The organism is Pararhodobacter sp. (genome assembly GCF_034676545.1).
GTDB lineage: Bacteria > Pseudomonadota > Alphaproteobacteria > Rhodobacterales > Rhodobacteraceae > Pararhodobacter.
Genome location: NZ_JAUCBZ010000001.1, coordinates 1 through 14,168 on the forward strand (window position 1 = coordinate 1; position 14,168 = coordinate 14,168).

Annotated in this window: 10 protein-coding genes and 5 pseudogenes; 5 read left to right on the plus strand and 10 right to left on the minus strand. The window is 58.2% G+C overall.

The window, feature by feature from the left end; genetic code table 11:
* Both VDQ28_RS00005 and VDQ28_RS00010 read left to right on the plus strand, forming a co-directional pair.
* Window positions 1-564 (plus strand): annotated as a pseudogene (locus tag VDQ28_RS00005) (vitamin B12-dependent ribonucleotide reductase); the annotation flags it as partial.
* Window positions 565-707: 143 nt separating this feature from the next.
* On the plus strand, window positions 708-914 hold the full coding sequence (locus VDQ28_RS00010) for a hypothetical protein (protein WP_323034079.1): 207 nt from the start codon (window positions 708-710) through the stop codon (window positions 912-914).
* A gap of 430 nt (window positions 915-1,344) precedes the next feature.
* Here VDQ28_RS00010 and VDQ28_RS00015 read toward each other — a convergent pair whose 3' ends face one another.
* The 5 genes from VDQ28_RS00015 to VDQ28_RS00035 all read right to left on the minus strand — a co-directional run bounded on the left by VDQ28_RS00015 (window position 1,345) and on the right by VDQ28_RS00035 (window position 6,379).
* Window positions 1,345-2,043, minus strand: a complete 699-nt coding sequence (locus VDQ28_RS00015; protein ID WP_323034080.1) for a YceI family protein — start codon at window positions 2,041-2,043, stop codon at window positions 1,345-1,347.
* Between the two features lie 225 nt (window positions 2,044-2,268).
* The gene (locus VDQ28_RS00020; RefSeq protein WP_323034081.1) at window positions 2,269-3,744 is read right to left on the minus strand and encodes an amidohydrolase family protein; all 1,476 of its coding nucleotides are present in this window, start codon (window positions 3,742-3,744) and stop codon (window positions 2,269-2,271) included.
* Between the two features lie 80 nt (window positions 3,745-3,824).
* Window positions 3,825-4,775 (minus strand): glutathione S-transferase family protein, encoded by a 951-nt coding sequence (locus tag VDQ28_RS00025; RefSeq protein ID WP_323034086.1) that lies wholly within the window; start codon window positions 4,773-4,775, stop codon window positions 3,825-3,827.
* A 70-nt stretch (window positions 4,776-4,845) separates the two neighbouring features.
* On the minus strand, window positions 4,846-5,664 hold the full coding sequence (gene ygiD, locus VDQ28_RS00030) for a 4,5-DOPA dioxygenase extradiol (RefSeq protein WP_323034082.1): 819 nt from the start codon (window positions 5,662-5,664) through the stop codon (window positions 4,846-4,848).
* Window positions 5,665-5,710: 46 nt separating this feature from the next.
* On the minus strand, window positions 5,711-6,379 hold the full coding sequence (locus VDQ28_RS00035) for an NADPH-dependent F420 reductase (RefSeq protein ID WP_323034087.1): 669 nt from the start codon (window positions 6,377-6,379) through the stop codon (window positions 5,711-5,713).
* A gap of 69 nt (window positions 6,380-6,448) precedes the next feature.
* Here VDQ28_RS00035 and VDQ28_RS00040 point away from each other — a divergent pair, with 69 nt between their 5' ends.
* A complete protein-coding gene (locus VDQ28_RS00040; RefSeq protein WP_323034083.1) occupies window positions 6,449-7,345 on the plus strand; it encodes a LysR family transcriptional regulator in 897 nt (298 codons plus the stop codon).
* A 59-nt stretch (window positions 7,346-7,404) separates the two neighbouring features.
* A pseudogene (locus tag VDQ28_RS00045) lies at window positions 7,405-8,361 on the plus strand (IS481 family transposase).
* Here VDQ28_RS00045 and VDQ28_RS00050 read toward each other — a convergent pair.
* The 3 genes and pseudogenes from VDQ28_RS00050 to VDQ28_RS00065 form a co-directional block, all read right to left on the minus strand.
* On the minus strand, window positions 8,358-9,122 hold the full coding sequence (locus tag VDQ28_RS00050; protein WP_323034084.1) for an SDR family oxidoreductase: 765 nt from the start codon (window positions 9,120-9,122) through the stop codon (window positions 8,358-8,360). The pseudogene VDQ28_RS00045 and the gene VDQ28_RS00050 overlap by 4 nt on opposite strands.
* Before the next feature lie 676 nt (window positions 9,123-9,798).
* A complete protein-coding gene (locus VDQ28_RS00060; RefSeq protein WP_323034085.1) occupies window positions 9,799-10,482 on the minus strand; it encodes a pentapeptide repeat-containing protein in 684 nt (227 codons plus the stop codon).
* Between the two features lie 494 nt (window positions 10,483-10,976).
* Window positions 10,977-11,737 (minus strand): annotated as a pseudogene (locus tag VDQ28_RS00065) (IS3 family transposase); the annotation flags it as partial.
* 49 nt (window positions 11,738-11,786) lie between these two features.
* Between VDQ28_RS00065 and VDQ28_RS00070 the strand changes: the two are divergent.
* Window positions 11,787-11,888: pseudogene (locus VDQ28_RS00070) on the plus strand (transposase); the annotation flags it as partial.
* Between the two features lie 22 nt (window positions 11,889-11,910).
* On the opposite strand, the pseudogene VDQ28_RS00075 reads toward VDQ28_RS00070, so the two are convergent.
* Both VDQ28_RS00075 and VDQ28_RS00080 read right to left on the minus strand, forming a co-directional pair.
* Window positions 11,911-12,785 (minus strand): annotated as a pseudogene (locus tag VDQ28_RS00075) (IS3 family transposase); the annotation flags it as partial.
* Between the two features lie 300 nt (window positions 12,786-13,085).
* Window positions 13,086-14,032 (minus strand): IS630 family transposase gene (locus tag VDQ28_RS00080; RefSeq protein WP_323034088.1). Its coding sequence is split into 2 segments (ribosomal slippage): window positions 13,086-13,693 and window positions 13,693-14,032, totalling 948 coding nucleotides; the frame shifts between segments, so codons are not numbered across the junction.
* Window positions 14,033-14,168 lie beyond the last annotated feature (136 nt).

A 14,168-nucleotide genomic window follows, 5' to 3' on the forward strand; every position in this document is an offset into this window, starting at 1 on the left:
CAGGGCAATGACACCATCAAATATGCCACCTCGATTCTGGACTATGTGTTCCGCGAGTTGGCGGTGTCCTATCTCGCCCGCAACGATCTGGGCCATGTGGATCCGGGCGAAACGGGCTTTGATGCACTGGGCAAGGGCGTGGATGAGGGCAAGGCTCCCAATCCTGCTGCGCGGATCGTCTCGAAGGGGTTGGTGCGCGGCAAGGCTGTGAACCTGATGGTGACGCAGCCTGCCACTGCGAGCGAACCGCGTGCGCCGAGTGATAATGTCACTGTTCTGCGTGGCCGTGTTGAGGGGGCGACCGTTCTCAAGGTTGAAACCTCGGAGCTGACCGAGACAGTGGAAACTGTGGTGGAGGCTGAAAGCGCCGAGGCTGCGAGCGAACTTCTGGCACAGACTCTGCCATGGCGCAGCGCGACGGCTCGCAAGGCGGAAGCCCGGGCCGAAGCACGGGCCAAGGGCTATGAGGGCGAGGCGTGCCCTGAGTGCATGAACTTCACGCTCGTGCGCAATGGCACCTGCCTGAAGTGTGACACCTGTGGTTCCACCACTGGCTGTAGCTGATCTGCTTTGGTGTCTGGCCGCCTTTCGATGAGGGGTGGCCAGATGCTGGCTGGATTTCCGTGTACGAGCGGCCTCCCTTCCAGCCGGGAAGGCACATGTGAATATGGCTCTAATTCGGATGTGAATGAGATTGGGGGTGCAACATGGCGCGCAATACAGGTGAGGGTTCTCGGCAGGGTGCCGTGCGCGGGAGAACACAGACGCTGCGTGATGACGGTCGCTGGCAGAAGCGCGATGAGCACACTGGTCACTTCATGGAAGTGAAGCAGTCTCCCGGGCCATTCAAAGGTGTTGCCAAAGAATCGGATGGACGTGATACGTCGAAGTCACCGGAGAACTGGGATAAATAGAGCCCTGAAAAATTCAGGAATATAACGTTCTGGTGCTGACGATATGCCAGATGGGCTGTTCAGTCCGGCTCTATGCACGTCCCTGATTTCAGAGGCATGATGGGCATCTGCATATCGCATGAAAATCTGAGAGCCCAACCGCAAACGAACGCATGGATTGTTTTCGGGTGTTACGCGCCGGCCTCTGAAGGCGTTCGGGATGTGACAGTCATGGTCGGCCGGATGATGCCCAACCGCCTCACATCCTGTGCAGCCATACTTATTTCAAGACATTGAAATTCCCGCCTGAACTATGAGGCGGGCTCTGAATATTTTTACCGCTATAGCTTGGCATGCTTGATGCCACCGTGCCCATTCTTCATCAAGATCCGAAACGTAAGCAACGCCCCATGAGAGTCACTCGTGGGGCGTTGCTTGCATTCATATAATGTCAGTTGGCCTTGGCGGGTGCGCTCTGCTGTACGAATTCGCCGTCAAAGCGGATGGTGATCTCTTCTCCCACCGGGCCGGGCTCCAGCCCGAAGTCCTTGCGGTTGAAATGCCCTTCGGCAGAAAAACCGAGTGCGGGAACCTTCATGTAAGGGTGACTTGCAATGCCGCCCAGGAAGGTTGCGTTCAGTGTGACAGGCTTGGTCACGCCCAGGAACGTGAGATCGCCGGTCACGCGCGCGGTGAGCGCACCGGTCTGCTCCACCTTCGTGGACTTGAACGTGATGTTCGGGAACTTGTCGCTGTTCAGGAAGCTCGGATTGCGGCTGATGTCTTCATTCCAGCTTTCATAGGCACTATCCTTGTGGAAGGCCTTGTAGTCAGCAGGATAGGAGGTCTGTACCGACTTCGGGTCGATGGTGAATTCAATCGAGGATTTGTCGATCTGCTTGGGGTCCAGGTTCAAGGTTGCATCAAGAGCCTGGAAGCGACCGGTATAGTTTGAAATGTCATTGTGCTTGAAAGACCAGAGCAGGGCCGCATGGGTTGCGTCCAGCTTGTAGATTCCCGCAGGTGCCGTAACTGCCGATGCTTCCTTCTTCGCTGCCGTCTCTGCAAAGGCGGGCGTGACCAGAGATGCACTGCCCGTGACGAAAAGCGCACCCGCCAGAAGAGAGGCTACGATACCATGCTTCTTCATTGAAAAATTCCAATTCTTACAATGCATCAGGAATGATACTTCACTGAATCAGGCCACAAGAAGGCATATTCAGTGAAGCATGGCTGAATCACCCTCACTCTATTGCGTCATTTTTGAAAATCATGATGCAATCCCGCAAGGCCTGCTTGCGAAGATGCCGTTGGGGTAGGTCGTTCTGTCGCCGCAATGTTCCAGAACGCAATGCCGCGCCTTGAGCGCGGCACGCTAACGCTGATCTGCCAGCGTGTTCTTATAGATGCGCCCGTCTTTCATGATGAGTTTCATGTTTTTTTCCGGATCGCTGATCAGGGAAATATCTTCCAGTGGGTTGCCATCTATCGCCAGAATATCGGCATAGGCATTGGGAGAGAGAACGCCGATTTGCCCCCTGTAGGGGGAGCGGCCGCCGGAGAGAGCGAGCAACTCGCCATTGCCGCTGGTCGCCATGCGCAAGGCACCATCATTGCCTAGCCAGCGGGCTGTCTTGGCAAGCTGCTTGCCTTGTGTGCGGGTGCCTGCCGGGTTGAACAGAATGTCTGTGCCCCATGCCATCTTCACTTTGAAATCACGTCCCAGATCAAAGGCGCGAACCGTTCCTTCTGCAATCAGTTCCTGCATGGCCCTTTGCTCGGGCAGGCTTTTGGGGTTGGAATCGTCATCCGCCAGAAACGGCTGAATGCTCCACCATGCGCCGGTGTCAGCCATTTGCCGCACGGCCTCCTCATCCGCCAACTGGCCATGCTCGATACACCGCACGCCATTGGAGAGGGCGCGTTTGATGCCGGGCGCGGTATAAACATGAGCGCAGACATAAGTGCCCCAATCCGAGGTGGCCTCTACTGCTGCACGGACCTCTTCGCGGGTGAACTGGATGGAATCCAGCGGGTCATAGAGCGATGAGACACCGCCCCCGACCATGATCTTCACCTGGCTTGCACCCAGCATGAGCTGCTCACGGGTGCGACGCAGCACCTCCGGCACGCCATCCGCTATTGCTGAGATGCCGGCTTTCTCTGCATCACTCATCCCCATTTCAAAAGCACGCGGCAGTTCTCGACGTGAGCGAAAATCGCCATGGCCCGAGGTCTGCGAGATCATCGCGCCGGAGGGAAAAATGCGTGGGCCGGCGATGCGGTTTTCATCGATGGCGCGCTTCAGGGCAAAGGAGGGGCCACCCATGTCGCGCACAGTAGTGAAGCCGCGCAGAATTGTTTTCTGCGCTTCCTCGGCGGCCACAAGATGGAGATAGGCAACATCTGCCGTCATCGCCACTGTCAGCGGAATGGCGGCGAGAAGCGTGTGCCAGTGTGCATCAATCAGCCCCGGCATCAGCGTTTTGCCTGTGCAGTCGATGATTTCGGCATCTGCGACGGTTTCATCCGCACCGGGCATGGCCTTGATGCGTCCGTCATCCACCAGAATATTGCGCCCTTCCAGAAGCGTGCTGGAGACGCCATCAAAAATCCGGCCATTGCGCAGCAGGGTCGGGCGGGAGGCGGGTTGGGCAAAGGCCGGAGAAATGGTGCCCAGGGCAGGGGCGCTTATCAGTGCGGCAAGTCCACCCAGCAGAGTGCGGCGGGATATGGCATGCTCGATACGGGCGCAGACATTCTGAACTTCCGGGCGCATGCAGGCGCAACCCGCACCATGAAAAGCGCCATGAAGCAGGTGCTGATATTTATGAGCTTTCACCCAGCGCATGGAGCCTCCGCAAGATCCCGGTCACAGGGCGCACAAGGTGCGGTGCTCCGGTAGTTTCGTTGTTCCAGCCATCCTTCTCATCACTCTCCCACCACGTCCAGCCCCGATAAATCCGGACCCACGGGCACGATGCCGTTCGGGTTCAGCTTCCTGATTGAGTAATAGCCGCGCTTGATGTGGGCGATGGAAACCGTCTCCCGCACGCCCGGCAGGTTCAGCACCCGCAAGAGGTAGGCTGAGAGCGCGGGATAGTCCGCGATGCGGCGCAGATTGGTCTTGAACAGCCCAAAATAGGCCGCATCGAAACGGATCAGCGTGACGAACAGACGGATATCGGCTTCAGTGAATGTTTGGCCCACAAGCCACGGGCCGGCTGCGGCAAGTTCGGCCTCAAGCGTATCAAGCTCGGTGAAGACATCGCGGAAAGCATCTTCATAGGCAAGCTGGGTGGTGGCAAAGCCAGCGCGATAAACGCCATTATTGAGGTGCGTATAGATACGCTCATTCAGTGCATCAATGTGGCTGCGCAGGGGCTGCGGGTAAAGATCCGGCCCGGAGGCAAGTGCGCCGAAACCCGAATTGAACATGCGCACGATTTCTGCAGATTCATTGCTCACGATAGTGCTGGTTTTCTTGTCCCACAGCACCGGAACCGTTGCCCGGCCGGAAATATGCGGATCGGCTTTCGTATAAATTTCATGCAGGTAGTGCGCGCCATTCACCGGGTCCGGCGAGGCAAAGCGCCAGCCCTGATCGCCCAGTTCGGGCTCGACAATAGACAGCGAGACCACATGCTCCAGCCCCTTCAGTTTGCGGGCGATGAGCGTGCGGCTGGCCCACGGGCAGATCAGCGCGACATAAAGATGATAGCGCCCGTCCTCGGCCTTGAAGCCGGCAGTCCCGGTGGGGCCGGCACTGCCGTCGGGGGTGATCCAGTTGCGGAAACTGGAGGTCTGACGGACAAAGCCTCCCTTGGCATCGCTGGCCTGAATGGGTTGCCAGTCACTGGCCCATTTTCCGTCAACAAGCATCATGGGTCTCCTTCAAGGCACAGGGCAGGTGCTTTGCCCTGCAGGTCTGGTCAGAACATCGTGCCTTGTTTCAGTGAAAGATGAAGCTGCGCATCGACACCGAGGAGATGTCGATCGAGCTATTCATGAAGGTCAGCCTGTCGGCCGCCTCGCCGAGACCGGCGATGGTGAGGGCAGGCAGATAGTGGTCAGGGGTAGGCTGTGCCATGCGGAAGAGGTTTCCCATGGCCGTGCGGTCGGCTAGTGCAGCAACATCGCGCGCTTCCAGTTTCTCAGCGAAGAAGGTATCGAACTCTTCGGCCCAGTCATAGGGCTTGCCGCCCCAGCGCATGGTGCGCAGATTATGCACCACATTGCCTGAGCCGAGGATGAGAACGCCCTTCCGGCGCAGGTCGGCCAGATCCCTGCCGATTTTCAGATGCCAGTCGAGATCCTTTGACATGTCGATGGAGAGCTGGAAAACTGGCACATCCGCCTCGGGGTAAATCCGGGCCAGCACCGACCATGCCCCGTGATCAAGGCCCCAGGTTTCATCGCCTTCCACATGATGGCTGGCCAGAAGGCTGATGACCTCCCGCGCCAGCTCGGGCTTCCCATGCGCCGGATATTGAACGGCGTGGAGTTCTTGCGGGAAGCCATAGAAGTCATGGATGGTGCGCGGCATCTTCGAGACATCGACCAGGGTCGAGCCGTGGGTCATCCAGTGCGCCGAGATCACCAGAATGGCCTGGGGGCGAGGGAGGGTCTTGCCCAGTTCGATCCATGAGCGCGAATAGGCATTATCCTCGATCGCGTTCATGGGAGAGCCATGGCCAAGGAAGACGAGCGGCATCCGGTCTGATGCTTTCAGCCCATCCTTCAGTTGTGCAAGAGATTGTGCCGTGCCCATCTTCATCTCCTCGAATTTCGAATAGCCGCGTCGTGTCGATGGCTGTTCAGCCCAGCCAGATCGGCGCAATCCCCGTGCGCCGGTTCAGCATGAAGCCGAACTGGATGTTCATGTAGCCAAGCGCCTCCAGATAGCGGGCGTTTGACAGCGGCCCGGCTTCCACGGCCTCAAACCCGACGCTGTTGGCAAGTGCCACGACAGCGCGGCGGGTGGTGTCATCATCCGCAGCCACGAAGGTCTGGATCTTGCGGCCTTCAAGGGTCAGATCACCGGCATAGTGCTGCGCAAAAACTGTGTTGAAAGCCTTGACCACCGTCGCGCCGGGCAGGAGATGGGCAATCTCTTCCGCCGCTGAGCTGGTCTGGCCCAGTTGCAGGCCTGAAAAGTCCGCAGTGACAGGGTTCGACACATCAATCACGACCTTCCCTGTGAAGTCTGCAGCCTGAGTGATGCTTTGTGCAGCATCATAGGGGGTGGCGAGAATGACGGTATCTGCGGCCTTGACCGCTTCGGTCACGCTTGCTGCACGCACGCCAAGCTTTGCGGCCGCTTCTGTGCTGCCATTGGCATTGGCAAGAACCACATCATGCCTTGCATTGGAAAACACACGCGCAAGACCTGCACCAATGTTTCCGGTTCCGATAATCGCGATGGTCATTTTCTTCGCCTCTTGTCTGGGCAGCCGCTTTGGCCGCCGTTCTGTTGAGGTGAATATTGCGCCACCTTATTCAGAATGATATGGATATTTTGTTGTCACACTATCCATGAAATGTTCGTAATTGAGATGGATCTCCTGGATTGCATCCGTGCCTTTGTGGCGACCGCCGAAACCGGCTCTTTCACAGCTGCGGCTGAGCGCCTCTCCATGTCCAACCGGCTGACCTCGAAGTATGTTGCGGAACTGGAGCGACGCCTCGGCACACGGCTTTTACAGCGCACCACGCGCGCTGTCGGGCTGACGGCAGCCGGGCAGGATCTGCTCGCACGTGCGCCCGCACTTCTGGAAGATCTGGATGATCTGCTGTCCAGTGTCGCGGAAGATCCTGTGCAGCTTTCCGGGCATATCCGGGTTAGTGCCCCGATCACTTTCGGAGCGGTTTATATCAAGGGGATGCTTGGGCGTTTTCTGGCGCAATATCCGGGCGTGTCCGTCGATCTGCAACTGGATGACCGTTATGTCGATCTGGCGCGGCATGGGATCGACATTGCCTTTCGGATTGGCGAGCCTGATCTGCAATCTCTTAAGGTGCGGCGTCTGGGTATGCTGGGCTCTGTTCTGGTGGCCTCACCCGGATATCTGGTCCATCGCGCTCCTCCTGTTCATCCCGCCGATCTGGCGACCCATGACTGCATCATCGACACCAATCGCCGTCATCCCCTGCGCTGGAACTTGTCCGCGAATGGCATGACGGAAACTGTGATCGTGCAGGGACGGTTTTCCGTCAACAATGCGCAGATTGCCGCAGAGTTTGCAGGTGAGGGCCTCGGGATCGCGCTTTGCCCGCACTTTGTGGTGAGCGGGCAACTGCAGGATGGAAGACTGGTTGCGCTGCTTCCGGATTATGAGGCCCCCCGGCATCCGCTGAACATGGTCTATCTGGAAGGACGCACGATGCCCCGCAAGTTGCGCGCGCTGATAGAGTTCGCCGCAACGGATGCCAAGCATAGACAGTTGAGTTAGCGGGTGTTTGATCTCCCAGTTTGATGGTGTGATATTTTCTTTGGAATGGAATGAGGCCTATGGGGCAGCTTCCTCACGGGAGCGCCACGGCCACGCAAGCTTCGCGTGCAGCTGAGCCGGGAACTGGGCATCAATGCCAAGACAGTTGCAAAGTGGTGGAACCGGGTCACGGGCGAGGATATGAAGGCCGTGCCGCCTGAAATGCGCTTCACAGTTCCGACAGAAGCTGAAGAAGCGATAGTCGTCGCGTTCCGACATCAGACCTGCTGCCCCTGGACGCTGCCTCTCCGCACTGCAACCGTCGATCCCGCATCTGATGCAATCAGTCTTGCATCGCTGTCTGCAGCGGCATGGGATTTCGCGTTTGCCGAATGTTGAGGGTGATGAGCCCAGGCGTCGCAAGTTCAGGCGCGACCCGATAGGGTTTTTTCCATATCGACATCGCGGAAGTGCAAACTGCCGAAGGCAAGCTCTATCTCTTTGTGCGCATTGAGCGGCCGTCCACATTCGCCGTGGCCCAACGCGTTGGAACAGCCGACAGGAGAGCCGCTTGAGAGTTCCTGCGGCACATGTTTGAGGCCGTGCCGTATCAGGTTCACACCATTCTCACCGAGACAACGTTCGGCGCGGCCACAACGGTATTCAGTTCGCAGAGCAGCCCCGGAACCGGAACAGCATCACTTCCCAGTCAATGCATTTCCACTTGATCTGCGAGGTCAACGGGATCGAGCGCCAGCGGAGCAAACCCAACTATCGTTGGACCAATGGGTGCAGGTCAAGCTTCTGTCCCGAACGATCAAGGACGCAACCGTCAAGCGCTTCCACGGCGACAGCTACGATCAACCGCGAGCGCACCTCTCCGACTTCTTGGCCGCCACTAACTTCGCACGACGGCTGAAGACCCTGGGCGGGATCGCGACCTACGAAGTCATTTTCAAATCTGGACTTCAGAGCCAGACATATACATCATCAATCCAATCAATCCAATCAATCAGATGCCGGAATTGAAAACCTAGGTAAGATTCAAGCCGCCATCTGACAGAAGAATTTCTCCTGTGATGTAATCTGCATTCAATAACATCATCACAGCTTGGGCGATGTCCTCGGGGCGAGCGGCTCTTTTCATCGGAGACTGCGCTTGCCACAGTGCCTGTGCCTCGGTCCAATCCGCGGTGAGTGGCGTGTCGACAAGACCGGGCGCGACCGCGTTCACCCTGATCTCGGGCCCAAGTGACCGGGCGAGAAGGCGCGTGACGTGATTGAGAGCAGCCTTCGTCGCTGCATAGGGGATTGATCCGCCCTTCGGCCGCACACCGGCATGCGAACTGATATTGATAACGCAAGCGCGGCCATTTTTTTTGGCCGATTCACGTAAATACTTCTCGCTCAATGCGATAAGCTGAAATGGCGCGATGACATTGACTTCATATAGCGAGCGCCAAATATCAGGACTGGCTGCTGGAAGATCATCATGCGATATCAAGCCACTGATACCAGCATTGTTAATCAGAACATCCAGTCTGCCTGTGATGGCGATAGCTTCTGTTATGAGGCTGCCTCTTGCGTTCTCACATGACAGATCAGCTTGAATGTAAGCCGCGAAACCAAGTTCCGCAGCAAATGCCGCCCCCTTTTCGGCAGACTCTCTTGAATGCAGGATGACGAACAAGCCTTCATCCACAAGTCGGCGCGCTATCGCGGCACCTATCCCCGAGGTGGAACCTGTTACCAGTGCAACCTCGCGACCGGCCTCTGGCCGCTTCAGCAATTTTTCCATCCCCCTACCTTAAGAAGGTTGCCCATCTGGTGCAAAATAAAGAGGACATGCCATTTAGAAAGCGGTGGTGTCCATAGCCGGTCGAGACCAGCGACCGCGTTCGACGGGCCGCAATGCTCCAAATGGCGGGTGAGTGCAGCTCAGGAATCTGGTGCGGTACAGGAGAGCGCATAGGGCTTTCCTCCGCCACCCGGCCTGCCGAGGGGCTGCGGGGCATTCCGGCTGGGGTCTTTGTGCGGTAAGGGACAGTAGGATATTGTCGGCAATCACTGCGCGTTCGCCATTATCCATGGGCTTTGCCCGTCGTCTGCATCGAGCTTTCATGGCATTCTGCGCATCAGCCACTCAATCCAGGTATCATGAACCTTTCGGACGCTGTGCGGACGACTGAGCCAAGTATGAAAGCCTGAGAGGGATACCTTCGCCGCCCTGCACAGCTATGTGAGGGGCCAGATGTGGCGGTGTCTGGTGATAAAGGTGAACCTCATATCGCCTCTCGTGCGAAAAAAGCTGCGGCCTTTTTGAGGATATCGCGCTCGGCCTTGAGGCGGGCCACTTTCTTCCTCAGGGTGGGCACCGTCAACTGCATCAGCCCGCAGTTGACCATGGCCGGGTAAGCTTGAATGCCTTGACGAGCAATCCACTTTCTAGCGGAAACATCACTGGTTCTGGCCTCTCAGCGGACCAGTATGCCCATTTCTGACAGCAACTGACCTGCCTGCTGGCGCGAGATGATGGCGCCCTTGAATTTTCTTGCATCATTGAGCTTGATCCCGCCCAGATCGGCACCTCGCAAGTCTGCACCTTCAAACCGGGCATCGACCAGATGAGCCTCCCTTAGGCTGCATTCATGCAAGACGGAATCTCGAAAATCGCAGCGAGACAGGTCGGCCATGCTGAAGTCTACGCGTTCCAGCACCTGTTTGCGAAAAGACATTGCCGGCAGCGCCGCGGCCGAGAGAATGCTTCCCTCCAGCTTGAGGGTCAGGGCAGCTATTTCGGAAAAGTCGGCGCCTGTGAGCTTGCAGTCGACAATTTCTGCTTCATTGAGCTTCGCCCGCCTGAAGTTTGTATTGTTGAAATCGCTGTTGCGCAGGATCGCTTCGGTGAGCTTGGCGGCCTCCAGGCTGGTGTGTCCGGCTCTACAACGCATAAATCGAGCGCCCTCCAGGTTGGCACCATCAAATTTGCTGCGCACAAGTGAGGATGTCTCAAAGATCCACCCCGGAAAGTTCAGTCTGGACAGGTTCTGGCTTTCGATTTGACAGGATTTTAGGTGATGTGGGATTCCCGTTTCAGACATCACCCTGATGTCTTCTTCCATGAGAATGCGTTCAGAAATCGCTATCAGTTCGCTCATGATTGTCTCCAGGCAGCAGCGCATATGCTTCAATTACGCGTTAATTACAGCGAAGAGGCCGCGCTCTAGCCGCATCTCCCATGCGCATCTCGTAGCTGGGATACTCTACAATCAGCCTATGACCTGACGAGACGGAAAGCGCCCCGAGCACCGGTCAATGCATCGGCCATATTTTCTGGATTGTTCGAAAAACATATTTATGAGTATGTATTTACATAATTCAGCTATCGGCCATTTGTACGCGCGAAAGCGTCTCGCGTATCGAACCTACCCGTCTTGAGGAGCTGCCTGCGGCCATATCGGATGTGCTTGCGGATATGACAACGGAAGCGCCTGGACTCGGTGCCCGCCTGCATACGCTCACGGCTGCGAACCTTGCCGGTCTCTTGCGGCTGATGAACACCTATTACAGCAATCTCATCAAGGGGCACGATACACGCCCGGGAGATATTGATGGAGTTGACCCCATTTGACCGGCCAGTCGGCGGTTGGGATTAAGCACTGCGCCTGATGAACTCGCGTGGGGAGCGGAACTTCAAGCCTGAGTGCGGGTGGACCTCCCAATAATCCTCGATCCAGATTGGGAGCAAGGCGAGGATGGTCTCGGCGTCGGGCAAGATTGCCATCCGAGCGTAGTCGCGTTTCAGAGTTTTGACCAAGGCTTGCGACATGCCGTTGGATTCCGGGCCGCGGACCGGCGTGAAGAGCCGCGTCAGGCCTAGGGCTCGTGCCGTGTCAGCGGTATCCCTGGCGATATAGGCGCTACCGTTGTCGCAGTGTCATTCGACCGGATGAGGCACCTTGGTCGTTCCGAAGCGGCGCTCGACGGCGGTGACTATCAGATCGCGGACCATCTCACCGGAGACACCGGCTTGCGCGACCGCCGACCAGGCGATGATCTCGCGGTCGCAGGCATCCAGTACGACGAGGACACGGACCTCCTCGCGATTTCGGGCATGGATCTCCAGATGGTCCGAGCACCAGCACACGTTCGAGCGAAGCGCGATGATGATGCCGTCATGGGTGCGGCCCGGACGATGCGCGGTATGGCGTTCCAGCGTCAGGCGAGATGCTGCATGATCCGCAGTACCCGCTTGGCGTTGACGCTCGGCAGGCCAGCGGCGCGGCGTTCCCGGTTGAGGAGGGCCGTGACACGTCGATAACCATAGTTTGGACGCGCATTGACAATGGTCCGGATGGCGGGAAGGACCGCCGCGTCCTCGGCCTTGCGATAGGGGCTTTGAGCTTCTGCCGGTTAGTTGGACACGTCGATAAGATCGTGACCAAGGAACTGGAGTGCAGATATGACGAGACGGAAGTTCAGCCGCGAGTTCAAAGTCGAGGCCGTGAGGCTGGTGACGGACCGGGGCGTTGCAGTAGCGCAGGAGGCCCGAGACCTCGACGTTGCGATGACCGGTTGAATCCGCCTTGTGAGCCCTGGTTGGAATGATGCAGTAGGGTGGTGGGCCACCCGCGCCGCCAGAGCGCCATCATCAGCGCATACATCACCAGCGAGGCATCCCGGTCAGCCTTCATGGACCAGCCCACGGCGCGCCGTGAAAAAAGATCCAGAACAGCTGCGACGTACAGCCAGCCCTGAGCGGTCCACATAGAGGTAAAATCAGCCAGCCACTTGCGGTTTGGCAGATCGGCCTGGAAATTGCGCTCAAGGATATTGTCGGCAATCACCGCGCGGTGGCCATTATCTCCGGGCTTTCCCCGCCGCCTCGGCCGGGCCTTCATGGCGTTTTCGCGCATGAGGCGTTCAATCTGGTGTAGCCCGCAGGAAAGGCCCTCCGCCAGCACATCACGCCAGACCCGGCGGGCGCCATAGGTGCGATCAGAAGCGCTGAAGCTTGCCGGGATGGCTGTCACGAGCCGGACATCATGGCCCTTTCGGGTGCTGTGCGGACGATTGAGCCAGGCATGAAAGCCTGAGCGGGACACCTCCAGCGTCTTGCACAGTCAGGTGAGCGGCCAGATGTGGCGGTGTCTGGCGATAAAGGCGAACCTCATATCGCCTCGCGCGCGAAAAAAGCGGCGGCCCTCTTGAGAATATCGCGCTCTGCCTTGAGGCGGGCCAGTTCCTTCCTCAGGGCGGCAACCTCAGCCGCATCGGCCCGAAGTTGGCCATGGCCGGGAAAGGCTGTTGCCGGCGCTGAAGCCTGCTCCCGCACCCAGCGGCGCAGAACGCTTTCCCCAACTTCCAGATCACGACTGGCCTGGGCGACTGAAACGCCATGTTCCGTGATCAGCTTCACGGCTTCGGTTTTGAACTCACGGCTGTAGATGCGTCTTGTCATTTTCTGCTCTCCGGTTCCAGGGCACGATCTTATCGACGTGGCCACCAATCCGGCAGAAGCTCAAGGGTCCGCATTCGAGAGAGCTATGGGACGGATGCGTTATGGGAGGCCTATCGGGATGGCTTAATTGAAATTCAGGCGGAAAAGCCGGGTGGGGTAGATCGGCAACCGCCGGCAGAGGGGACTTTGCACGCGCTCTGCGTGAGCTACTTTGAGAGTGGCGACTTCAAGATCATGGATGAAAAGACGCGCAATGTTCGACGTTTAATCCTTGAGCGTTTGAGCTAGAGCATTTTTGACTTAATCCGGGTCATATCCTGCGGCCTCGAAATAGTGCCTGCATTCTTCAGGCGTGAATGTGGAGAGACAGCCGGCAATGACCGACCACAGGTCATCGACGGTTCTGGCGGCGGCCTTCCGCAGTAGAGCCTTAAACTTGGAGAAAGCCATCTCGATAGGGTTGAAGTCGGGCGAGTATGGCGGCAGGAACAGGAGCCGCGCGCCGACCTTCTCGATGGCCTCGCGCACACCGCTGATCTTGTGGGCCGGCAGGTTGTCCATGACCACGATGTCGCCGGGCCGAAGATCTGGTGCGAGAACCTGCTCGGCATAGGCGAGGAAGGCCGGTCCGTTCATCGGGCCGTCGAGCAGCATCGGTGCCGCCATGCCAGACAATCGCAGACCGGCGGTGAAGGTCGTCGTCTTCCAATGGCCGTGGGGAACGGCGGCCCGGCATCTCTGGCCGCATGGGGCCCTGCCGCGCAACCGGGCCATCTTTGTGGAGGCCGCGGTCTCATCGATGAAAATCAGCCCCTCGGGATCGAGGTCGGGCTGGGCATCGAACCAGGTTATGCGGCGGCGCAGGACGTCTGCGCGCTGCTGCCCTGCGGCGTGCGCCGTCTTTTTTTGAACGTGATGCCACGCCGGTCGAGGAACAGCCAGATCGTCGAGGGTACGGCGTTCACGCCGTGCTCGGCAGCAAGACGCTTCCCGATCTCGGCGAGCGTGATGTCCGGCGCATCTTCAATCAGGCCGAGAATGAAGGCCTCGTGCGCATCGAGCTTCGAGCGTGATGGCTGGCCCTGCTTGCGCGCCTCCGTCTCGCCGGTCTCGCGATAGCGGCGATGCCAGGCCCCGGCCGTTGAGATGCCGATCCGGAAGCGCCGTGCCGCCTCACGCGTCGAAACACCGTCTTCGATCGCCGCAATCACCCGACCGCGAAGGTCGCTGCTGAGGCTCCTTGCCATCATCACCTCCTGGCAAATCACCAGCAGCACTGAATCAGACAACGAAGACCGCGTGTATCCTCAAGCCGACTCTGCGTTCATCAAACATGCTCTAGACGTGGCTGCCGTCCGGGATAATATACGGCAGAATTCCGTA

What these genes read in the sequence shown, in the direction of transcription:
- VDQ28_RS00010 (WP_323034079.1), top strand. Translation starts at nt 708, where the DNA reads ATGGCGCGCAATACAGGTGAGGGTTCTCGGCAGGGTGCCGTGCGCGGG.
- VDQ28_RS00015 (WP_323034080.1), bottom strand. Translation starts at nt 2,043, where the DNA reads ATGAAGAAGCATGGTATCGTAGCCTCTCTTCTGGCGGGTGCGCTTTTC.
- VDQ28_RS00020 (WP_323034081.1), bottom strand. Translation starts at nt 3,744, where the DNA reads ATGCGCTGGGTGAAAGCTCATAAATATCAGCACCTGCTTCATGGCGCT.
- VDQ28_RS00025 (WP_323034086.1), bottom strand. Translation starts at nt 4,775, where the DNA reads ATGCTTGTTGACGGAAAATGGGCCAGTGACTGGCAACCCATTCAGGCC.
- ygiD (WP_323034082.1), bottom strand. Translation starts at nt 5,664, where the DNA reads ATGGGCACGGCACAATCTCTTGCACAACTGAAGGATGGGCTGAAAGCA.
- VDQ28_RS00040 (WP_323034083.1), top strand. Translation starts at nt 6,449, where the DNA reads ATGGATCTCCTGGATTGCATCCGTGCCTTTGTGGCGACCGCCGAAACC.
- VDQ28_RS00050 (WP_323034084.1), bottom strand. Translation starts at nt 9,122, where the DNA reads ATGGAAAAATTGCTGAAGCGGCCAGAGGCCGGTCGCGAGGTTGCACTG.
- VDQ28_RS00060 (WP_323034085.1), bottom strand. Translation starts at nt 10,482, where the DNA reads ATGAGCGAACTGATAGCGATTTCTGAACGCATTCTCATGGAAGAAGAC.